This window comes from Streptomyces sp. NPDC003720 (assembly GCF_042875075.1).
Classification (GTDB): Bacteria; Actinomycetota; Actinomycetes; order Streptomycetales; family Streptomycetaceae; genus Streptomyces.
Genome location: NZ_JBIANZ010000017.1, coordinates 36,881 through 58,409, shown reverse-complemented (window position 1 = coordinate 58,409; position 21,529 = coordinate 36,881). Strand labels below are relative to the sequence as shown.

At 75.0% G+C, this 21,529-nt stretch carries 13 protein-coding genes; 11 read left to right on the top strand and 2 right to left on the bottom strand.

Annotation, left to right across the window (positions count from 1 at the left end; genetic code table 11):
- Positions 1-333: 333 nt before the first annotated feature.
- From ACFYU0_RS34175 to ACFYU0_RS34145, 7 genes are all read left to right on the top strand, one after another.
- On the top strand, positions 334-3,936 hold the full coding sequence (locus ACFYU0_RS34175; protein WP_389306248.1) for an FHA domain-containing protein: 3,603 nt from the start codon (positions 334-336) through the stop codon (positions 3,934-3,936).
- Between the two features lie 164 nt (positions 3,937-4,100).
- Positions 4,101-5,480, top strand: a complete 1,380-nt coding sequence (locus tag ACFYU0_RS34170; protein ID WP_389306246.1) for an ABC transporter substrate-binding protein — start codon at positions 4,101-4,103, stop codon at positions 5,478-5,480.
- A gap of 7 nt (positions 5,481-5,487) precedes the next feature.
- On the top strand, positions 5,488-6,831 hold the full coding sequence (locus ACFYU0_RS34165; protein ID WP_389306244.1) for a carbohydrate ABC transporter permease: 1,344 nt from the start codon (positions 5,488-5,490) through the stop codon (positions 6,829-6,831).
- A gap of 91 nt (positions 6,832-6,922) precedes the next feature.
- Positions 6,923-7,834, top strand: coding sequence for a carbohydrate ABC transporter permease (locus ACFYU0_RS34160; protein ID WP_389306242.1), 912 nt, complete (start codon positions 6,923-6,925; stop codon positions 7,832-7,834).
- Between the two features lie 169 nt (positions 7,835-8,003).
- The gene (locus tag ACFYU0_RS34155) at positions 8,004-10,259 is read left to right on the top strand and encodes a CDP-glycerol glycerophosphotransferase family protein (protein WP_389306240.1); all 2,256 of its coding nucleotides are present in this window, start codon (positions 8,004-8,006) and stop codon (positions 10,257-10,259) included.
- A gap of 143 nt (positions 10,260-10,402) precedes the next feature.
- A complete protein-coding gene (locus tag ACFYU0_RS34150; protein WP_389306238.1) occupies positions 10,403-12,604 on the top strand; it encodes a CDP-glycerol glycerophosphotransferase family protein in 2,202 nt (733 codons plus the stop codon).
- Between the two features lie 3 nt (positions 12,605-12,607).
- Complete coding sequence (locus tag ACFYU0_RS34145; RefSeq protein ID WP_389306236.1) at positions 12,608-14,848, top strand: CDP-glycerol glycerophosphotransferase family protein; 2,241 nt, start codon at positions 12,608-12,610, stop codon at positions 14,846-14,848.
- A 9-nt stretch (positions 14,849-14,857) separates the two neighbouring features.
- Here ACFYU0_RS34145 and ACFYU0_RS34140 read toward each other — a convergent pair whose 3' ends face one another.
- Positions 14,858-15,271, bottom strand: a complete 414-nt coding sequence (locus ACFYU0_RS34140) for an organic hydroperoxide resistance protein (protein WP_351665347.1) — start codon at positions 15,269-15,271, stop codon at positions 14,858-14,860.
- Between the two features lie 126 nt (positions 15,272-15,397).
- Here ACFYU0_RS34140 and ACFYU0_RS34135 point away from each other — a divergent pair, with 126 nt between their 5' ends.
- Positions 15,398-15,907, top strand: a complete 510-nt coding sequence (locus ACFYU0_RS34135; protein ID WP_389306234.1) for a MarR family winged helix-turn-helix transcriptional regulator — start codon at positions 15,398-15,400, stop codon at positions 15,905-15,907.
- Here ACFYU0_RS34135 and ACFYU0_RS34130 read toward each other — a convergent pair.
- Entirely contained in the window at positions 15,855-17,315 is a 1,461-nt protein-coding gene (locus ACFYU0_RS34130) for a glycosyltransferase family 39 protein (RefSeq protein WP_351665426.1), read from the bottom strand. The genes ACFYU0_RS34135 and ACFYU0_RS34130 overlap by 53 nt on opposite strands.
- Positions 17,316-17,544: 229 nt before the next feature.
- Between ACFYU0_RS34130 and ACFYU0_RS34125 the strand changes: the two genes are divergently transcribed.
- The 3 genes from ACFYU0_RS34125 (at position 17,545) to galE (ending at position 21,512) form a co-directional block, all read left to right on the top strand.
- Positions 17,545-18,816 carry a glycosyltransferase 87 family protein gene (locus tag ACFYU0_RS34125; protein WP_351665351.1) on the top strand — a complete coding sequence of 424 codons (1,272 nt, stop codon included), beginning with the start codon at positions 17,545-17,547 and terminating at the stop codon, positions 18,814-18,816.
- A gap of 43 nt (positions 18,817-18,859) precedes the next feature.
- Entirely contained in the window at positions 18,860-20,470 is a 1,611-nt protein-coding gene (locus tag ACFYU0_RS34120; RefSeq protein ID WP_389306231.1) for a glycosyltransferase, read from the top strand.
- Between the two features lie 61 nt (positions 20,471-20,531).
- Positions 20,532-21,512, top strand: a complete 981-nt coding sequence (galE, locus tag ACFYU0_RS34115) for a UDP-glucose 4-epimerase GalE (RefSeq protein ID WP_389306229.1) — start codon at positions 20,532-20,534, stop codon at positions 21,510-21,512.
- Positions 21,513-21,529 lie beyond the last annotated feature (17 nt).

Here is a 21,529-nt window from a genome sequence, read left to right as displayed (position 1 = left end):
GTCCACTGGGCACTACGTAAGCGTTCCCGACGATGTTCGCCGGTCCGCCCGGACCCCGCCTGTCGGGGTCCGGCCCAGGGCTCCTGGTTCCAAGGGAAGACGCTCGCCTCCGCTTCCTGGTTGCCGGGCGCCGCACGTGACCGATCTCAACAGATCATCGGCGCACCACTGGTCAGGCACTTTTGGGGGCAGAGCTGACCAATCAAGATCACTTGGTACCGGGTCGTGGGCACGTTGTCAGTGACAGGTGCGAGGATGCGTGCAGTACTGGCCGACGTGCTCGTGCGGGGGGTGGGGTAGTCCGCGCCCGGGCAGAAGGGACCGCTGACGGCGATGCAGATCCGGCTGACCGTCGTAGATCCGCTGGGCCCGTCCCCGCAGCGGGGCCGCGCCGTGAGCCGCGACGTGCTGGTGACGGCGCCCGCGGGCACGGATCTGGCCGCGGTGGCGTCGGGACTGGCCGCGGCGGTCGCCGGTGAGGGCGGCGCGGGCCGGGACACCGGCGGCGCCCCCGTGGTGCTGTACGCGGGCGCGGAGCGGCTGGACGCGCGCCGCCGCGTCCTGGGCGAGCCCCCGCTGGTCGACGGCGCCGTGCTGTCCCTGGGCGCCCCGGCGGCCCCCGAGCCGCATCCCGAACTGGACGACGCCCCGACCCAGTTGCACGTGGTCGCCGGGCCGGACGCGGGCGGGGTCCATCTGCTGCACGGCGGCCGGATCACCGTCGGCCGCTCCGCCGACGCCGACGTCCCGCTGGACGACCCGGACGTCTCCCGGCTGCACTGCGCGGTCACGGTCGGCGCCGACGGCCGGGTCTCGGTCACCGACCTCGGCTCCACGAACGGCACCACCCTGGGCGGCACGCGCGTGGGCGAGCGCCCGGTGCGGTTCCCCGCGGGCGCGCTGCTGCGGATCGGCGAGTCCGCCCTGCGCGTTACGCCGTCCGGGGGACCCGGGGCGCGCACGGCGACGGTGCCGGACGGGGAGGGGTGCCTGCGGGTGCTCCCGGGCGGCCCGGAGGAGCACGCGCGCGTGGAGCCGCCGGCCGCCGCGGGCGGCCCGGACCCGGACGGGCCCACCCGGCACGCGTACGGCACGGCGGACCACGCCGTCGGCCACGACCACACCCGGGTCGAGCCCCTGGTGCCCGGGCAGGCGGAGGCGCCGAGCGCGGAGCGCCTGGACGCTCCGTACGGCGCGGGCGGCGACACGCACGCCGGACCGCACGGCGTCGGCCTGCCCGGCGGTCCGGAGTTCCCCGAGGACGCCGGCCACGGCACCCGTAAGGGCACGCCCCTGCGGGGCACCGACGTGCCGCCGGGAGTGCGGCGGCGCGGCGGGCTCGGCGCCTGGGCGCGCCGGCTGGCGGGCGGGCGCGGCGAGCAGCCGGCCGGCCCGCCGGAGGAGTACGGCGCGGCGGGCGGCGGGACCGCCGCCGCGCACACCGGCGCCCCCCAGCGGCCCGAGACCTGGCCGGACCCGGCCGCGCTGCTGCTGACCGCGCTGGGTCCGGGCCCCCGGCTGTGGGAGCGGGGCCCCGGGCACCCGGAGGCGCTGACCGTGCGGCTCGGCACGGCGGACCGGGGCGCGCCGGACGGCTCGGGCGTGCTGCCCGCCGTGCCGGTGACCGCCGCGCTGCGCGAGGCGGGCGCGCTGGGCCTGGCCGGGCCGCGCCCGCGGCTGTCCGGGCTGGCCCGGGCGGTGCTGGCCCAGCTCGCCGCGCTGCACTCCCCCGACCTGCTGGAGATCGTGCTGATCAGCGCGGACCGCGCCCGCCCGGTGGAGGAGCGCACGGCCGAGTGGTCCTGGCTCGGCTGGCTGCCGCACGTCCGCCCCGGCCACGGCCAGGACTGCCGGCTGCTGCTCGCCCACGACCGCGAGCAGGCCGCGGCCCGCACGGAGGAACTGCTGCGCCGGGTCGAGGAGTACGCGGCGACGGGCCGCGGCACGGCCCAGCCGGCCCCGCCCCGGACGGCTTCGGCTTCGACTTCGACTTCGACCGAGCACGGCGTCCCCGGGAGCGGCGGCATCGCGCACCCCGGCGCCGCCTCCGTACCGGGTCAGCGGCGGCACGACGCCCACCCCGGCCCGGGCCACCACCCCGGCCCGGACCCGGCCCTCCCCGCCGGACCGGCCTCCGCCACCGGCACGGTGCTCGGCACGGCGGCCGCCTTCACCGCACCGGCGGGCGGCGCCCGACCGGACACGGCCGGCGACGCCACCCCGGTCCCGCCGCCGGCCGCCACCGGACCCGCGGACGCCCCGACGGCCGCCCGCCGCCCCTCGTGGGCCAGGGAGGACGCCGGCCCGGCCGGAACCGGCGGCTTCCCGGGGCCGTACACGGTCGTGGTCGTGGACGGGGATCCCGGAGGCGCGGCCCTGCGGGAGTCCCTGGCGCGGCTGGCCGTGGCCGGGCCGCGGGCCGGGATCCACGTGGTGTGCCTCGCCGAGACCGAGCCCGCCTCCGCCGCCTCCCCCGTCACCCGGACCTACGAGACCGCCTGCGAGGCCACGCCCACCTTCCGGCACTGCGGGGCCGTCGCCCTGCTCGGCGGTGACGTCGCCGGCGCCCTCCATCTGATGCGGGTCGCGCCCACCGGTCCGGTCGGCCCGGGCACCCTCGCCACCGTCGACGCCGTCTCCCCCGCCTGGGCCGAGCGGTTCGCGCGGGCGCTGGCTCCGCTGCGGCCGGACGGCCCGCTCGCCGAGCCGCACGCGCGCGTGGCCGTACCGCTGCCGACGTCCGCGCGGCTGCTGGACGAACTGGGTCTGGCCCGGGCCACCCCGGCCTCGCTGATGGCCCGCTGGGCGGACGCGGCCGACGACACGGCGTCCCCGGCCGGCCGGGCCAGGGCGGTGCTGGGCGCCGGGCCGCACGGACCGCTCACCGTCGACCTGGTCGCCGACGGGCCGCATCTGCTGATCGAGGGGCCGGCCGGCAGCGGCCGTACCGAACTGCTGCGGACGGTGGCCGCCTCGCTCGCCGCCGCCGAACGGCCCGACCGGCTGGGCATGGTGCTGATCGACGGCCGGGACGGCGTCGGCACCGGCGCGGGGCGCGGCGAAGGACTGCGCGTCTGCACCGACATACCCCATGTGACGACCCACCTCATCGCCAACGACCCCGTGCGCATGCGGGAGTTCGCGCAGTCGCTGACTGCGGAGCTGAAGCGGCGTGCGGAGCTGCTGGGCCTGGCGGACTTCGTCCAGTGGCACACCGGGCGCGAGATGCCGGGCCGGATCGTCGCGCAGCGCGGGCCGAACGGCCGCACCGCCGCCGCCGGTTCCGGCACGGCGGACGCGGCCGGGGACATAGAGACGCCGCCCAGTTCCACGCTGCGGCTGCGGCCCGGCGCCGCCGCGCGGCAGCGCGCCGAGGCCGCGCCGCCGCTGCCCCGGCTCGTGGTGGTCGTCGACGACCTCGACGCGCTGGTGTCCCCCGCGCTCGGCTCGCCGGGCCGGCCGGCCGCCGGCTCGGTGCTGCGGGCGCTGGAGGCGGTGGCCCGGGAGGGCGAGCGGCTCGGGGTGCACCTGGTGGCGACGGCCGGCACGGGCGGCCGCACGGCGGAGACGGAACCGGCCAGGAGGGCCACCCTGCGCATCACGCTGGACGCGCCGGCCGCCGGACGCACGGGCTCCGCCGCGGCCGAGCGCGCCGGCGAGCCCGGCGGGGAGCCGGCGCCGGGGCGGGGCCGGCTGACGTACCCGGACGGACGGGCGGTCGGCTTCCAGGGCGGCCGGGTCACCGGCCGTATCCCGCGCACCGCGACCCAGCGGCCCACGGTGGTGCCGCTGGAGTGGCAGCGCATGGGCGATCCGCCGGCCCGCCGGCCGGTGCGGGAACTGGGCAACGGCCCGACCGACCTGGCCCTGCTGGCCAGCGCGGTGCAGCGGGCGGCCCGCGAGGTCGCCGCGGCGGAGGTGCCCTCGCTGCTCTGACGGACCGCCCCGGGGCGGCCGCGCATACCCCGTTGATCACGAGCCGGTCACGATGGACCGCTGGACGGCGCAGGCGCTCTTGCCGCCCCCGTCCGGCCCGGCGTAGACCGGACCGGACGGGACAGAGTTCTGACGTTCAACGGAGAACGACGAACGGGGAAGTGATGCGCAGCAACAGCGGCACCATCCGGACACACAGGGCCGTCACCACACTCGCCGCACTGGTCGCGGGAGCCCTCGCGCTGTCCGCCTGCTCCGGCGGCGACAGCGACAAGAAGGGCGACGGCGACACGGGCGGCGGAGCCACCGGCTCCACCCTCACCCTGCCGAAGCTGAACGGCGAGAAGCTCGAGGTCGCCGCCGTCTGGACCGGCACCGAACAGGCGAACTTCAAGAAGGTCCTCGCGGAGTTCGAGAAGCGCACCGGCGCGAAGGTGACGTTCGTGCCCGCCCAGGACCCGATCATCAACTTCCTGGGTTCCAAGATCGCGGGTGGTCAGCCGCCGGACGTGGCGCTGCTGCCGCAGCCGGGCGCGATCAAGCAGGCCGTGCAGAAGGGCTGGGCGAAGCCGCTCGGCGCGGACGCGCTCAAGGAGCTGCGGAAGAACTACTCGCAGGGCTGGCAGGACATCGGCAAGGTCGACGGCAAGAGCTACGGCGTCTACTACAAGGCCGCCAACAAGTCGCTGATCTGGTACAACGCCAAGGCCTTCGAGAACGCGGGCGCCAAGGAGCCCAAGAACTGGCAGGACCTGCTGACCACCGCGCAGGCGGTGTACGACTCCGGGGTCACCCCGTTCTCGGTCGGCGGCGCCGACGGCTGGACGCTGACGGACTGGTTCGAGAACGTCTACCTCTCCCAGGCCGGCCCGGAGAAGTACGACCAGCTCGCCCAGCACAAGATCAAGTGGACCGACCCGTCGGTGAAGCAGGCGCTCACCACGCTCGCCCAGATCTGGGGCAAGAAGGACTACGTGGCGGGCGGCGCGGACGGCGCGCTGCAGACCGAGTTCCCGGCCTCCGTCACGCAGACCTTCACCGGCGGCGACCAGCCGAAGGCCGCCATGGTCTACGAGGGCGACTTCGCGCAGGTCAACATCGGCGACACCAAGGCGAAGGTGGGCACGGACGCGAAGGTGTTCCCGTTCCCCGCCGTGGGCTCCACCGCGCCGGTGGTCTCCGGCGGTGACGCGGCCGTCGTGCTGAAGGACTCCAAGGCGGCGCAGGCCCTGGCCACCTTCCTGGCCTCCCCGGACGCGGCGACCATCCAGGCCAAGCTCGGCGGCTACCTCTCGCCGAACAAGAACGTGGCGGAGTTGGCGTACCCGAACGAGGTGCAGCGCACCATTGCCAAGGCGCTGATCGCCTCCGGCGACGACTTCCGCTTCGACATGTCCGACCAGGCCCCGCAGGCGTTCGGCGGCACCCCCGGCAAGGGCGAGTGGAAGGACCTGCAGGACTTCCTGAAGAACCCGAAGGACGTGGCGGGCACCCAGGCACAGCTCGAGAAGGACGCGGCGGCCGCGTACGGGAACGGGAGCTGATCCGGCCATGGCGTCGGCAGCGGCGGCCGGGGCCCCACCGGGCCCGGCCGCGCCCAAGAGCCGCAAGAGCGTGACCGGCACCCGCAGGGCCGTGGCAGCGCTGTTCCTGCTGCCCGCCCTGGTGCTGCTCGGCGCGCTCGTGGTCTACCCGATCGGGTACTCGGTCGTCCGCAGCTTCTACAACGCCTCCGGCGACGGCTTCGCCGGGTTCGACAACTACAAGGCGCTGTTCACGGACGACGGCATCCGCACGGCCCTGAGGAACAACATCATCTGGGTGGTGTTCGCGCCGACGGTCTCCACCGCGCTCGGTCTGATCTTCGCGGTGCTGACCGAACGGATCCGCTGGGGAACGGCGTTCAAGCTGGTCGTCTTCATGCCGATGGCGATCTCGATGCTGGCGGCCGGGATCATCTTCCGGCTGGTGTACGACCAGGACCCGGACAAGGGCGTCGCCAACGCGGTGTGGGTGGGGGTGCACGACACCTTCGCCCAGTCGTCGGCGTTCCCGAAGGCGCACCCGGGCCGTGACTCGCCGCTGAAGGCGGACGCGGGCGGGTTCGTCACCTCGGCCCCCGTGCGCGCCGGGCAGCCGGTCACGCTCCCGCTCGTCGGGGTGGCGCCGGACCAGATGCCGGACGGCGCGAAGAAGGCCGCGGCCGCCGGGGCCGAGCCGGGGAAGGTCACCGGCACCGCCTGGCAGGACTTCACGCGCGGCAAGGGCGTCGGCAGGCTGGGCTCGCCGGACCCGTCCGAACTGGGCTACGCGGGGATGCGGATCGAGGCGGTGAAGGACGGCAAGGTGGTGGCCTCCACCGAGGCGGCCGGTGACGGCACCTTCACACTGCCCGCGGCGGCCGACGGGGCGCTGCTGCGGCTGCCGGCGAGCAACTTCAAGGAGCCGTACAACGGCGTCGACTGGCTCGGCCCGGCGCTGGTCACCCCGGCGGTCATCGGGTCGTACGTGTGGATGTGGGCGGGCTTCGCGATGGTGCTGATCGCGGCGGGGCTCGCGGGCGTGCCCCGGGAGCTGCTGGAGGCGGCGCGCGTGGACGGCGCCAACGAGTGGCAGGTGTTCCGCAAGGTCACCGTGCCGCTGCTCGCGCCGGTCCTCGCGGTGGTCGTGGTCACGCTGATGATCAACGTGCTGAAGGTCTTCGACCTCGTCTACATCATCGCCCCCGGTTCCTCCCAGGACGACGCCAACGTGCTGGCCCTGGAGCTGTACCGCAAGGGCTTCGCGGAGGGCCAGCCCGGCATCGCCAGCGCGATCGCGGTGTTCCTGCTGCTGCTGGTGATCCCGGTGATGCTGTTCAACATCCGCCGGCTGAGGCGGGAGGTGCGGCGATGAGGACGCGTGCGCCTCGGCACGGCCGGGGGTCCGGGGGTCGTCCCCCGGGAGGGCACAGCGACATCCGCCGGCTGAGGCGGGAGGTGCGGGGATGACGGCGACTGCCGGAAGGATCGGGAAGGTGACACCCACCGACACGGCCGTGCGGGCCCGGCAGTCGTGGGCCGCGCGGATCACCGGGCGGCTCAGCGGCGGACTGGTCCGCTTCTTCCTGCTCCTCGTGGGCCTGTTCTGGCTGGTGCCGACCATCGGTCTGCTCATCTCCTCGCTGCGCGCGCCGGAGGACATGAGCGCGAGCGGCTGGTGGCAGGTGTTCGCCAAGCCGTCCCAGCTGACCCTCGACAGCTACCAGAAGCTGCTGGAGAACGGCGACATCACCAACTCCCTGGTGAACACCGTGCTGATCACGGTCCCGGCGACGATCCTGGTCGTGGTGATCGGCTCGCTCGCGGGCTACGCCTTCGCGTGGATGGAGTTCCCCGGCCGGGACTGGTGGTTCCTCGGCGTGGTCAGCCTGCTGGTGGTCCCGGTGCAGGTGGCGCTGATCCCGATCGCGGAACTGTTCGGGAAGATAGGGCTGTTCGGGACCATCCTCGGGGTGATCCTGTTCCACGTCGGCTTCGGCCTGCCGTTCGCGGTGTTCCTGCTGCGCAACTTCTTCGCGGAGATCCCCAGGGAGCTCCTGGAGGCGGCCCGGCTGGACGGCGCCGGTGAACTGCGGCTGTTCACACGGGTGGTGATGCCGCTCGGCGGGCCCGCGATCGCGAGCCTCGGCATCTTCCAGTTCCTGTGGGTGTGGAACGACATGCTGGTCGCCCTGGTGTTCACCAAGTCCGGCTCGCAGCCGATCACGGTCGCCCTGCAGACGCAGGTACGGCAGTTCGGCAACAACATCGACGTGCTGGCGCCCGGCGCGTTCATCTCGATGGTGATCCCGCTGGCGGTGTTCTTCGCGTTCCAGCGGCAGTTCGTGTCCGGAGTGATGGCGGGCGCGGTCAAGTAGTCACCGACAGCACGGTTTTCCTGGGGCGGGCCCGCCGGGGCCCGCCCCTCGGCGTGCGGCCGGTGCGTGCGTTCGCGGTGTCCCCCGAACGCCGTACACGCCGTAACCAATTCACTCCATCGGCCGTTCCCGGGCCAGACGCCCGTGCCGACCGACCCATGGATGTCCCGTGCCCAGGTTCACTGTGATTGTCCCCGCGTACCAGGTCCAGGCGTACCTCTCCGAGTGCCTGGACTCGGTGCTCTCCCAGTCGTACCCCGATCTCGAACTGATCGTCGTGGACGACTGCTCGCCGGACGCCTGCGGCGCGATCGCCGACGAGTACGCGGCCCGCGACGCCCGCGTGCGGGTCGTGCACCTGGCGGAGAACCAGGGCCTGGGCCGCGCCCGCAACGCCGGCATGGCCGGGGCGACGGGCGACTACCTGCTCTTCCTCGACAGCGACGACACCCTCACCCCGGGCGCGCTGCGGGCGATCGCCGACCGGATCGAGGAGACCGGCGACCCGGACCTCCTGGTCTTCGACTACGCGCGCACCTTCTGGACGGGCGAGGCGGTGCGCAACCAGGTGGCCGCCCAGCTGACCGAGCGGGGCCCGGCGCCGTTCCGCCTCGAGGACCGTCCGGGGTTGCTGCGGGTGCTGATGGTCGCCTGGAACAAGGCGTACCGGCGGGATTTCGTCGAGGAGCGGGGCCTGTCGTTCCCGCCCGGCTACTACGAGGACACTCCCTGGACCTTCCCGGCCCTGATGGCGGCGGAGTCGATCGCCACCCTGGACCGGGTGTGCGTGCACTACCGGCAGCGCCGGCAGGGCAACATCCTGGGCACCACCAGCCGCAGGCACTTCGACGTCTTCGAGCAGTACGACCGGGTGTTCGCCCACGTCGACCGGCATCCGGAACTGGACCGCTGGCGTGCGGAGTTGTTCGGCCGGATGATCGACCACTACGTCACGGTCCTCTCCCGCCGGGACCGGTTGCCGCGCGGCAGCCGCGCCGAGTTCCTGCGCCGCGCCCGGGCCCACTACCGCCGTTACCGCGTCCCCGGCGCCGCGGTGCCGGCCCGCTCCCGGCTGCGGCACGCCCTGGTCCGCTTCGGCCTGCACCGCACCTTCCGCGCCCTGCGCCTGGCCGCCGCCCTCCGGCGCCGCTCGCTGACGCACGCGCGCAGGCTCACCCGCGCCCTCCGGGCCGGTGCGCTCCGGCTGCACTACCGGGTCCAGCTCCGCCTGCCGCTGCGCGCCGACCGCGCGGTGTTCGCCGCCCAGGAGGGGCCCGGCGGCGGGCCGGGCGCGCTGGAGGAGGCGTTCCGCACGCACGCTCCGCACATCCGCACGGCCTGGGTCGCCCGCCCCGAGCACCGGCACGCGGTTCCGCCGGGTGCGGGCCGGCTGCTCCCGGGCACGGCCGGCTACTGGACGGCGCTGGCCCGCTCCAAGTACCTGGTGCACGACGCCCACTTCGGCCCCGGACTGCGCAAGCGCCCGGGCCAGGTCTTCGTCCAGACCGAGCAGGGCACCCCGCTCGGCCACCGGGGCCTGGATCTGCAGGAGCGCCCGGCGGCCGCCCGGGGCACCGACTTCGAGGAGCTGCTGCGGGGCGTCGACCAGTGGGACCACGTACTGTCCGGCAACCGGCACACCACCCTGACCTGGGAGCGGGTGTACCCGGGCCGCTACACCACGCTGGAGTACGGCTCCCCGCGCAACGACGTCCTCCAGCGGGCCACCTCCGCGGACGTCACCCGGCTGCGCGAGTCGCTGGGCGTCCCGGAGGGCGCGGTCGCCGTCCTGTACGCGCCCGCGCACCGCGACCACCTCCGCACCCAGCGTCCGCTGCTCGACCTGGAGCTGATCCAGCGCCGGCTCGGTCCGCGCTTCGTCGTCCTCGACCGCTCCCCCGCCCCGCACGCCGGCTCCCCGGTGGCGGACGGCCGGATCATCGACGTCTCCGGGCACCCGGACGTGGCGTCCCTGTGCCTGGCCTCGGACGCGCTGCTCACCGACTACTCGTCGCTGATGTTCGACTACGCCTGCCTCGACCGGCCGATCGTCGTGCACACCGGGGACTGGGACACCTACGCGGCGACCAGGGGCGTCTACTTCGACCTGCGCGCCTTCCCGCCGGGCGCGGTCGCCGCCGGCGAGGACGAGCTGATCGACGTCTTCGCCACCGGCCGGTGGCGGGACTCCGGCTCCGGCCGGCTGCGGGCGGCCTTCCGGGAGCGGTTCTGCCCGTACGACGACGGGCACGCCGCCGAACGGGTCGTACGGCGGGTCGTGCTGGGCCAGACGGAGGGGCTGCCGGCGTTCATCCCGCTCGCCGAACGCAGGCCGGCGCCGTCGGCCGCGGCGGCGCCGCCGCGTTCCCCGCTCGTCACCGTGCCGCAACCTTCCGGCCCGCACCCCGTCACCGAGAGCCGCTGAACAGCGTTGGTCATTCCGGGAGTTCCCATGCCCCTCGGCACGACGCGGCCCACTCCCGTCCGGCCGTCCACCTGGCGTCCCGCCGGACGGCCGAGTCGCGTCGGCGGGCAGACGCGTGTCGGTAAGCCAACGAAAAGAGCAGAATGCCCCGCTTCAGCATCATCGTCCCGTCCCACGGGGTCGCCGGCCGGCTGTCCCAGGCGCTGAACTCGGTCCTCGGCCAGTCCTTCGGCGACCTCGAGCTGATCCCGGTCTGCGACGCACCGGACTCCCCGGCCGCCGAGGTGGCCGCGGCGCACGCCGAGCGGGACTCGCGGGTGAACCCGGTCCACTCGCCGCCGTCGGCCGGTCTGAGCGGGGCGCGGAACACCGGGCTGCGGGCGGCGGGCGGCGCGTACGTGCTGTTCCTCGACGGCGACGACCTGCTGCTGCCGGGTGCGCTGGCGGCCCTCGACGCGCGGCTGACCGAGACCGCGGGCGTCGACGTGATGTACACCGAGCACGAGCGGACGCCCTGGTGGGAGGGCGAGCCGGCCAACCCGGCCGCGCCGCTGCTCGCGAAGGCGCCGAAGGGTGCCTTCCCCCCGGACCGGTGCCCGGAGCTGACCGGCGTGCGGCTGCCGGTGTGGGGCACCGCCTACCGCCGGGCCTTCCTCACCGAGCACGAACTGCTCTTCCCCGACGGCCACTTCACCGACCTCGGCTGGAGCGGGCTGACCGGCATCGCCGCCGGGCGGATCGCGGTGCTGCGCCGGGCCGTCGTACGGCACCGGTCGCGCCGCCAGGGCAGCCGGCTCAACCTGCCCGGGCCGCACCAGCACACGCTGCTGGACCAGGTGGAACTGGTGCTGACCCGGGCCGCCGTGGCGGGGCTGTCCGCCGAGCGGGCGCGGCCCCTGTTCGACCAGCTCTTCGCGCACGTGCTGAAGACGGCGTCGCGCCCGGAGCGGCTGCCCTCCGGGCACCGCGCCTTCTTCCGCCGGGCCGGGCGGCTCCACCGGACGCACCGGCCGGCCGGGCACCGCAGGCCCGCGGGCAGCCTGGGGGTGCAGCACCGGCTGCTGGCGGCGGGCGCGTACACCGCGTTCCGGGCGCTGCGGGGCGCCAACCGGGTGGCTTCCCGGGCCGCCGAGCGGCTGCCGCGCCCGCGCATGGTGCGCACCCGGCTGCGCTACGCACGCGACCTGCGCCGGCCCCTCGACCCCCGGCTCGCGGTGTTCTGCGCCTACTGGGGGCGGGGATACGCCTGCAACCCGGCCGCCGTCCACGCCAAGGCCCGGGAGCTCGCCCCGCACATCCGCTCGGTGTTCCTGGTCGAGGCGGACCACGTCCATGCGATGCCGGAGGGCGTCGACCACGCGGTGATCGGCTCCCGCCGCTACTGGGAGGTGCTGGCCCGGGCCACGTACCTGGTCAACAACGCCAACTTCGCGGAGGGCGTGGTGAAGCGGCCGGGCAGCGTGCACCTGCAGACCCAGCACGGCACCCCGCTGAAGACGATGGGGGTCGACCAGTCGACGTACCCGGTGGTGGCGGCGCGGTCCGGCAGCTACACCAAGCTGCTGGGCCGGGTGGACCGCTGGGACTTCAACCTGTCCTCCAACAGCCACTCCACCCAGATGTGGGAGCGCGCCTTCCCCGGCTCGTACGAGCACCTGGAGTACGGCTATCCGCGCAACGACGTCTACTACACGGCGACCGCCGACGACGTCGCCCGCGTCCGCCGGGAGCTGGGCGTGCCCGAGGGCGCGACGGCCGTGCTGTACGCGCCGACCCACCGCGACCACCACACGGGGTTCGAACCCGGCCTGGACCTGGAGGCGTTCTGCGAGGCGGCCGGCGAGGACGTCGTCGTCCTGCTGCGCGCCCACTACTTCTACGACGTGGGGCGCCCGGCGGGCTCCGGACGGGTCATCGACGTCACCGCGCACCGCTCCTCGGAGGACGTGTGCCTGGCGGCGGACGCGCTGGTCACGGACTACTCGTCGATCATGTTCGACTACGCCAACCTGGACCGGCCGATCGTGGTGTACGCCGACGACTGGGAGGTCTACCGGGAGACGCGGGGCGTCTACTTCGACCTGCCGGCCGGGCCGCCGGGGCCGGTCGCCCGGACCCCCGGCGAGCTGGCCCGGATCTTCCGCGACGGCTCCTGGGCGGGCCCGGAGTCCACGGCGCTGCGGAGCGCGTTCCGTGAGCGGTTCTGCCAGTTCGACGACGGGCGGGCCGCCGAACGCGTCGTACGGCGGGTGCTGCTCGGGGAGCCGCCGGAGGCGATCGCACCGGTGACCCCGCTCGCCGAGCGCGTCCCCGCCCCCGCCGCCGCGACCCTCGTGAGGAGCTGACCCGTGCCCCGCTTCAGTCTCATCGTCCCCTGTTTCAAGGTGCAGGGCTTCCTGCGCGAGTGCCTGGACTCGGTGCTGGAGCAGTCCTTCGGCGACTTCGAGGTGATCGCCGTGGACGACCGCTCCCCGGACGGCTGCGGCGCGATCCTGGACGAGTACGCGGCCCGCGACCCGCGGGTGAGGGTGCTGCACCTGCCGGAGAACGCCGGTCTGGGCCGGGCCCGCAACGCGGGACTGCCGCACGCCACCGGCGACTACCTGTTCTTCCTGGACAGCGACGACACGCTGACTCCGGGCGCGCTGGGCGCCATGGCCGACCGGCTGGCGGAGGCCGACGACCCGGACGTGCTGGTCTTCGACTACGCGCGCACCTACTGGTGGGGCGGCACCCGGCGCAACGCCCTGGCGCACGTGCTGGCCGAGGCCGGCGCGCAGGCGTTCACGGCCGCCGGCCGGCCGGAGATCCTGGACCTGCTGATGGTGGTGTGGAACAAGGTCTACCGGCGCGGCTTCGTCGAGGAGAACGGCTTCGAGTTCCCGCCCGGGTACTACGAGGACACCCCCTGGACCTTCCCGGTGATGCTCAGCGCCCGGCGGATCGCCGCGCTGGACCGGATCTGCCTGAACTACCGGCAGCGCAGGCAGGGCAACATCCTGTCCACCACCAGCCGCAAGCACTTCGACATCCACGACCAGTACGAGCGGGTCTTCGCCTTCGTGGACGGGCGCCCCGAGCTGGCGGCCTGGCGGCCGTACCTGCACCGCAAGATGGGCGAGCACTGCCTGGACGTCCTCGCCAAGCCGGACCGGCTGCCCCCGGCGGACCGGGCCGAGTTCTTCCGGCGCACGGCGGAGATGTTCCGCCGGTACCGGCCCGAGGGCGCCCTCGTGGACGGTGAGGTCGCGGTGCTGGAGGGCGGCTACGCGCGGTACCTGCTGAAGCGGCAGGCGGGTCGGGCCGGGCGGGAGGCCGTGCGGCGGGCGGCGCCGGCCCGGCGGGCCGTCGGGGCCCGGGCCCGGCGCGGCTGGGCGCGGCTGCACGCGCACCGGCCGCTGGACGAGAACCTGGTGGTGTACTCGGCGTCCTCGCACCGGGGTGTGCTGGGCGACCCGGCCGCCGTCTACCGCAAGGCGCTGGAGATCGCCCCGGGGCTGCGCGGGGTGTGGGTGGTGCGCGACGAGGAGGCCGCCGCGCGGCTGCCGGCCGGCGTCGAGCACGTGCTCGTGGACTCGCGGCGCTGTCTGGAAATCACCGCGCGCGCCAGGTTCTTCGTCAACGACGTCAACTGGCCCGGCGCGCTGGTCAAACGGCCCGGCAGCGTGCACATCCACACCCACCAGGGCACCCCGCTGAAGTACATGGGGGCCGATCTGCTGGGCAAGCCCGGCGCCCGGCTGGGCTTCGACGTGCCGCAGATGCTGCGCCGGGCCGACCGCTGGGACTACAGCCTGGTCGCCAACCGGCATTCGGAGCTGGTCTGGGAGCGGGCCTACCCCTGCCACTTCACCTCGGTGCGCACCGGCAGCCCGCGCAACGACGTGCTGGCCGGCGCGGCCGAGGGGGCGGGCTCCGGCTTCCGGCAGCGGCACGGCATCCCGGCGGACCACACGGTGGTGCTGTACGCGCCGACCCGCCGGGACTACCGGCGCGGCGGGCACGTGGACCGGATCGACCTGGCCCGGTTCGCGGCGGACCTCGGCGAGGGCAGCACCCTCGTGGTCCGGCTGCACCCGACGCTGGCGGCCGGTCCGGCGCGCGGCATGGGCCTGACCGAGCTGGCCCGGCGCGGGGTGCTGGTCGACGCGACGGACGAGCCGCACGTCGAGGAGGTGATGCTCGCCTCGGACGCGCTGGTCACGGACTACTCCGCGATCATGTTCGACTACGCCGTCCTGGACCGGCCGATCGTGGTGCACGCCGACGACTGGGCCGCGTTCACCGCGAGCCGGGGCGCGTACTTCGACGTCACGGCGCAGGCGCCGGGCCATGTGTCCCGCTCCGAGCGGGAACTGGCCCGGCTGTTCACGTCCGGTGCGTGGCGGGACGAGGAGGCGCGGCGGCTGCGGGCGGACTTCCGCGCCCGGTTCTGCGAGTTCGACGACGGGCGGGCCGCCGAGCGGGTGGTGCGGACGCTGCTGCTCGGCGAGAGCATGCCGGCCGGGCCGGGGTCCGTGCGGATCCCCGGCCAGGCGGTCGGCGGCCCGCTGCCGGCCCCTGAGACGAGGCCGGCCGGCCGCCGGTGACGGGTCCGGCTACTCGATGACGAGGTCGACCTCGATGTTGCCGCGGGTGGCGTTGGAGTAGGGGCAGACCTGGTGGGCGGTCTCGACCAGCTTGCGGCCGGTCGCCTCGTCCAGGCTCTCGGGCAGCTCCACGCGCAGCGTCACCTTCAGGCCGAAGCCCTCGCCCTGCTTGCCGATGCCGACCTCGGCGGTCACCGCGGCGTCGGTGACGTCGACCTTCGCCTGGCGGCCGACGAGGCCGAGGGCGCTGCCGAAGCAGGCGGCGTAACCGGCGGCGAAGAGCTGCTCCGGGTTGGTGCCCTGGCCGTCGCCGCCCAGCTCCACCGGCGGGGCCAGCTTGACGTCGATCTTGCCGTCGGAGGAGACGGCACGGCCGTCGCGGCCGTGGGTGGCGGTGGCGACAGCGGTGTAGAGCGCGTCCATGAAGACCATCCCTCTGGAAGTCGGTTGCGTTCCGGCGGCTCCGGTCGGGGCCGCCTCACGGCTGCAAGTAGAGCACACAATTAAATTGTGCACAACTGAATGGCGGGAGAGAGCTACCCTGGAGCCATGAGCGCCTCGCCGACCCCGTCGACCCCGCCGGCCACCGAAGCCGCCCCGGACTCCGAGTGGCTGCGGCTGGACCGCCAGATCTGCTTCTCCCTGCACGCGGCCTCCCGCGCCTTCAACGGCGTGTACCGCGTGATCCTCAAGGACCTCGGGCTCACCTACCCCCAGTACCTGGTGCTGCTCGTGCTGTGGGAGCACGGCGATCTGCCGGTGAAGAAGCTCGGGGAGCACCTGCGGCTCGACTCCGGGACCCTGTCGCCGCTGGTCAAGCGGCTCGAGGCGGCCGGACTCGTCACGCGTGAGCGCAGCGCGCGGGACGAGCGCTCGGTGTCGGTACGGCTGACCGGGCAGGGCGCGGCGCTGCGTGAGCGGGCCCTGGAGGTGCCGCGCCGCATCGCGACGGCCACGGGCTTCGACCTGGCGGAGATCGGCGAGCTGCGCGAGCGCCTTGACCGGCTCACCGGCGCGCTGGACGCGGCGGTGCCGGCGCAGGCTCCGGGGCCCCGCTGAGGCCGGGACGGGCCCGGCGGACGTAGAGCCGTACGGCCACCTCGTCCCGCACGGACTCCTCGGCCACCGCGAAATCCCGGGCCAGCAGGGCGGCCTTGGTCCGTTCGACCGGGCTGCCCGGCGTCCACCGCCCGGCCAGCAGCCCCCGGTCGGCAACCACCCAGACGCGCTTCAACTGGGCCATCCGGCGCCGCAGGTCGAGCGGTCCCACCTCCCGCCCGTAGAGGGTCCCGGACCCGGCGGCCGGTTCCGCCAGCGCCAGGTCCCGTGCGCCGCGGGAGGCCGCCGGGTAGGCCAGGGCCGCGTTCCGCGTCCGCGCCGGCAGGAACAGCACCGGGTCCCCCGGGCGCAGCTTCCGGTCGGCGGCCCGGGCGACGGCGGCGAGGTCGTCGGGGCGGCGGGCCGGGTCGCGGTCGGCGCGGAGCAGCGGGAGCTGGTGGGTGAGGGCCAGGAGGACGGCGACGGCGCCGGCCAGGGCGGCGAGCGGGGTGCGGGTGCGGAGCGGCAGCAGCCGGTCGGCACCGGCGGCCACCAGCAGCGGCGCCCCCGACAGGGCGTAGAGCACGTACCGGTCGACGTACAGCGGCGACACCTGCGACACCAGCATCAGCACGGCCGGCGGCACCACGGCCAGCGGCGCGGCGATCCCCGCGCACGTCGGCTCCCCCCGCCGCCCGGCCAGCGCCAGGAGCCCCACCAGGGCCAGACCCAGGCACACCCAGAACACCCCGTCCGTCGGCCCGAGGAAGGTGCGCAGCAGCCCCCGCGCCGTCGCCCGCGTCGGCGTGCGCAGCCACGCCACCTGCGCCGACTGGGTCCGGGACACGAGCACCAGCGGCAGCAGCCCGAGCCCGGCCGCCGCCGCCGCGCACCCCCAGCCCCGCCACACCCGCGGCGCCACCCGGGTCAGCGCCAGCGACAGCGCGTGGGCCGGGAGCAGCAGCACCGCGAACTCGTGCAGCCAGCAGGTCAGGGCGACGACCGCGCCGTACGCCCACCAGGTGCCGCCGCGCACCGCCCGCACGAGCAGCAGGGTCGCGCCCGTGGCCCCGGCCGCGACCAGCGCGTACGAGCGGCCCTCCTGGGCGTAGTGACCGGCCATCGGCGAGACGGCGTACAGCAGCCCCGCCCAGAGCCCGACGCGCGGGCGCGCGAGCCGGGCGCCGAGCGCGGCGACCAGGCCGGCGGTCAGCGCCGCCGCGCACACCGACGGCAGCCTGAGGACGACCTCGCCGGGGTGCACGGCCAGGACGGCGTGCATGAGGAGGTAGTACAGGCCGTGCACCGCGTCCACGTCGTGCAGCAACCGCCAGATCTGCGGCACCGTACGGCGGGCCACCTGGAAGGTGACGGCCTCGTCGCGCCACATCCCGCCCCGGTCGAGCCGCCAGCAGCCGACCGCGAGCATCACCAGCGCCGGCACGCCGACGGCGGCGGCCCGCCGGACGCGTCCCGGCACCCGGGCGGGCCCGGCCACGGGGACGGCGGCCGCCGCTTGCGTCTCGCCGTGCGGCTGCGGTTTCAGAGGAGACCCGAGGTTGACCACGGCCCGATCTTTTGCGATTAGCCAATCTTTGCCGGGGAATGACGGCGTATCGGCACAAATACACCATCCGCCCGGATTAGGCTCGCGCGTGATGAACCGTCTCCGTGTCACCCCCGGCCCGGTCCTCGCCCTCTCCGCCGTCTGGCTCGTCACCCGCGCCCTGATGTCGTGGCTGCTCACGCACGACAGTTCGCCTCTGCTGGGCGGGGGCGCGGTGCCGCGCGAGGTGTGGCGGCTGTACTTCCACTGGTACGGCGTGCTGTCGCACGGCGCCTTCCCGGCCCATGACAGCACCTGGCAGTACCCGCCGGGCGCGGGCGTGGTGCTGCTGGCGCCGGGTGCGCTGCCGTGGCTGACGTACTTCCAGTCGTTCGTGGCGCTGGCGCTGGCCGCGGACGCGCTCGTCGCGGCGGCGCTGGTCCGGGCCGGGGCTCGGCCCGGCGGGAGCCTGCTCGGCGCGGCCCTGTGGACCTGCGGTCTGCCGCTGCTGCTGCACATCCCGCTGGCCCGGTACGACGTGCAGGTGACCGCGCTCGCCGTGGCCGCCCTGCTGGCGTCGGGGCGCTCCCCGCGCGCGGGCGGCGTCCTCGCGGCGCTGGGGGCGCTGGTGAAGGTGTGGCCGGCGCTGGTGCTGCTGGGGACGCCCCGGGGTGACGCGACCCGCCGGTCGTGGGGCTGGGCGGCGGCCGGCGGAGGTATGGGCCTCGCCCTCCTCGCCGTCTCGTTCAGCCGTCCGCTGGCGTTCCTGCGGGAGCAGGGCGGCCGGGGCGTGCAGATCGAGTCGCTCGGCGGCACCGCGCTCAACCTGGCGCGCCATGCCGGCTGGCCCGGCCGGCCCCGCTACCAGTACGGCGCGATCGAGCTGGTCGGCCCGTACGTGCACGCCGTGGCCACCCTCTCCCTCGGGCTCACGGCGGCCGCGTTCGGGCTGCTGGTGCTGTGGCGGCTGCGGGCCCGGCACTGGAGTCCGGCCACCCCGTACGACGCCGCGCTCGCCGCGGTGCTGCTGTTCACCGTCACCAGCCGGGTCATCAGCCCGCAGTACCTGATCTGGCTGCTGGGCCTGGCCGCCGTGTGCCTGACGTCCCGGCACACCAGCCAGCGGCCGGTGGCCGTGCTGCTGCTCGCGGCGAGCGCGCTCAGCTCGCTGGCCTACCCGATGCTCTACCGCGAGGTCGTGGGCGGCACCTGGACCGGCTGTCTGCTGATGCTGGCCCGCAACGCGCTGCTGGCGGCGGCCGCGGTGCTGTCCTTCGTCCGGCTGTGGCGCTCGGCGAGGCCGCCGGCCGGAGAGCAGGCTCCCCCGACGCGGCTCCGCCCGGACTCCGACCGTCTCCCGGATCCAGCACTGAGCGGCCTGTAATGGGGTAATACAGACTTTCCTACGTTTCCGGCCCGTGGACCCCATGAGTACAGAACCGCACGACCCGCATCCGGCACCCCAGGTCGGTGTCGTCGTCATCGGCTACGACGACGCCGCGCACGTCGCCGACGCCGTACGCTCGGCGCTCGCCCAGGGACCGTCCGTCGGCGAGGTGGTCGCCGTGGACGACTGCTCGACGGACGGCAGCGCCGAGCTGCTGGAACGGCTGGCCGCCGGGGAGCCCCGGCTGCGGGTGGTGCGCCGGGGCGTGAACAGTGGCGGCTGCGGCACCCCGCGCAACACCGGGATCGAGGCGGTGACGATGCCGTACGTGATGTTCCTCGACAGCGACGACGTGCTGCCGCCCGGCGCGGTGGACGCGCTGCTGACGGCCGCCACCGAGGCGCGCGCCGAGGTCGCGGGCGGCCTCTGCGTGCGCCGGGAGCTGCCTTCCGGGCGCGAACAGCCGTGGCAGGCGGCGCTCTACACGGCGCCCGCCGTCCTCGCGCGCCCCTCCCAGCGCCCCCGGCTCGTCCACGACACCCTGTGCGTCAACAAGCTGTACCGGACCGGCTTCCTGCGCGAGCACGGCATCCGCTTCCCCGAAGGCCGCTTCCTCTACGAGGACTTCGTCTTCACCGCGCGCGTGCTGGCCGCCGCGCCGCGCGTCGCGCTCGTGCCGGACCGCGTGTACGTGTGGCACGTGCGCCGGTCGGCCGAGCGGCTCTCGCTCTCCCTGGACCGCGAGGACATCGGCAACTGGCAGGCGCGCACGCAGGCGTGCGCGCTGGCGTACGACATCCTGCTGAGCGCCGGGCAGAAGGTGCTGGCGCGGGCCGCGCGGGCCAAGTTCCTCGACCACGAGCTGCGCATGTACGCGCGCGAACTGGGCTTGCGCGACGCGCACTACCGGCGCGCGTGGTGGGCGCACACCCGTGAGTACCTGGCGCGCTACGACGCCGCCGACTGGGAGCTGAACCCGGCGGCCCCGGGGCGGCTGCTGGGCCGGGTCGTCCTGGAGTCGCCCGAGCCGCGCGACCTGCCACGCCTCAGGGAACTCGCCGCCCGCCCCGCCCGATTGCTGCCGCCCTACGCCCGCACCGCCGACGGCACACCCGTCTGGTCACCCGAGCTGCCCCAGGTCACCCTCGCGCCCCTGCTCACCCGGCCCGCCGGCGTCCTCCCCCTCGCGCTGGACGCGGAACTGCGCCCGCGCGCGCGGGACAGCCGGCTCCGCCTGCGGCTGCACGAGCTGTACGGACGGCTGGCCGCGGCCGGACCGCGGGAGCTGGACGTGGAGTGGCGGTCCCGGCAGGACGGGCGGCCCGCCCAGCGCGTCACGACGGCCCTCGCGCCCGCCGGAGCGGAGGGCTGGTCGGCCGAGGCGCCCGTCGACCTGGCCGCGCTCGGAGCGGGCACCTGGGACCTGCGCCTGACGGTGCGGTTCGCGGACGGCACGGCACGCGACCTCACCGCGCACGCCCTCGCGGGCGCCGGGCGGCTGCGCCGCCGTGTCGTCCCGAGCGCCCGGCACGGCCTGCTGCTGGTCCAGCCGTACGCCACGCACTCCGGCGCCCTGGCACTGCGCGTGGCGGCCGGGACACACGGAGTCGCCACAGTGGCCCGCGACCGGCTGCGCCGCCTGCTTCACTGACGTCCAGCAGTCAACAGCCGCCGGCCGCCACCGGCCGGCCACTGACGAGGGGACGGTCGCTATGACCTGGCTGATCACCGGCGGCGCCGGTTACATCGGGGCGCACGTCGTCCGCGCGATGGCCGAGGCGGGCGAGCGGACGGTGGTCTACGACGACCTGTCCACCGGCGCGGCGGCGCGCGTGCCGGACGGGGTGCCCCTGGTGCGGGGCTCGGTCCTGGACACCGCGGCCCTGGCCCGTACGCTCGCCGCGCACGAGATCACCGGCGTCGTCCACCTGGCGGCCAAGAAGCAGGTGGGCGAGTCGATGGAGCAGCCGCTGCGGTACTACCGGGAGAACGTGGAGGGTCTGCGCGTCCTGCTGGAGGCCGCGGTGGCGGCCGAGGTCACGTCCTTCGTGTTCTCCTCGTCCGCCGCGGTGTACGGCACGCCGGACGTGGACCCGGTCACCGAGGAGACCCCCTGCCGCCCGCTCTCCCCCTACGGCGAGACCAAGCTCGCCGGCGAGTGGCTGGTCCGCGCGACGGGCCGGGCGACCGGACTCGCGACCGCGTCCCTGCGCTACTTCAACGTCGCGGGCGCGGCCGCCCCCGAGCTGGCCGACACGAGCGTCTCCAACCTCGTCCCCATGATCTTCGAGAAGCTCACCGCGGGCGCGCCGCCCTGGATCTTCGGCGACGACTACCCGACCCCCGACGGCACCTGCGTCCGCGACTACATCCACGTGGCCGACCTGGCCGAGGCCCATGTGACGGTCGCCCGCGCCCTGCAGTCCGATCCGGGCCGCGACCTGACCCTCAACATCGGCCGCGGCGAGGGCGTGTCGGTGCGCGAGATGATCGACCGGGTCAACGCGGTCACCGGCTACGACCGGCCCCCGACCGTCACCGCCCGCCGCCCCGGCGACCCCGCCCGCGTGGTGGGGTCGGCCGACCGCATCGGCACCGAACTGGGCTGGCGGGCCAAGCGCGACGTCCAGGACATGATCGCCTCGGCCTGGGAGGGCTGGACGCATCTGCACCCGGAGGCGGCGCGCTCCTAGGGCGCCCCGCGGAGCGG

What these genes read in the sequence shown, in the direction of transcription:
- ACFYU0_RS34130 (WP_351665426.1), bottom strand. Translation starts at nt 17,315, where the DNA reads ATGCTCGCGGTCGGCTGCTGGCGGCTCGACCGGGGCGGGATGTGGCGC.
- ACFYU0_RS34135 (WP_389306234.1), top strand. Translation starts at nt 15,398, where the DNA reads ATGAGCGCCTCGCCGACCCCGTCGACCCCGCCGGCCACCGAAGCCGCC.
- galE (WP_389306229.1), top strand. Translation starts at nt 20,532, where the DNA reads ATGACCTGGCTGATCACCGGCGGCGCCGGTTACATCGGGGCGCACGTC.
- ACFYU0_RS34125 (WP_351665351.1), top strand. Translation starts at nt 17,545, where the DNA reads ATGAACCGTCTCCGTGTCACCCCCGGCCCGGTCCTCGCCCTCTCCGCC.
- ACFYU0_RS34150 (WP_389306238.1), top strand. Translation starts at nt 10,403, where the DNA reads ATGCCCCGCTTCAGCATCATCGTCCCGTCCCACGGGGTCGCCGGCCGG.
- ACFYU0_RS34175 (WP_389306248.1), top strand. Translation starts at nt 334, where the DNA reads ATGCAGATCCGGCTGACCGTCGTAGATCCGCTGGGCCCGTCCCCGCAG.
- ACFYU0_RS34165 (WP_389306244.1), top strand. Translation starts at nt 5,488, where the DNA reads ATGGCGTCGGCAGCGGCGGCCGGGGCCCCACCGGGCCCGGCCGCGCCC.
- ACFYU0_RS34170 (WP_389306246.1), top strand. Translation starts at nt 4,101, where the DNA reads ATGCGCAGCAACAGCGGCACCATCCGGACACACAGGGCCGTCACCACA.
- ACFYU0_RS34120 (WP_389306231.1), top strand. Translation starts at nt 18,860, where the DNA reads ATGAGTACAGAACCGCACGACCCGCATCCGGCACCCCAGGTCGGTGTC.
- ACFYU0_RS34160 (WP_389306242.1), top strand. Translation starts at nt 6,923, where the DNA reads ATGACGGCGACTGCCGGAAGGATCGGGAAGGTGACACCCACCGACACG.
- ACFYU0_RS34140 (WP_351665347.1), bottom strand. Translation starts at nt 15,271, where the DNA reads ATGGACGCGCTCTACACCGCTGTCGCCACCGCCACCCACGGCCGCGAC.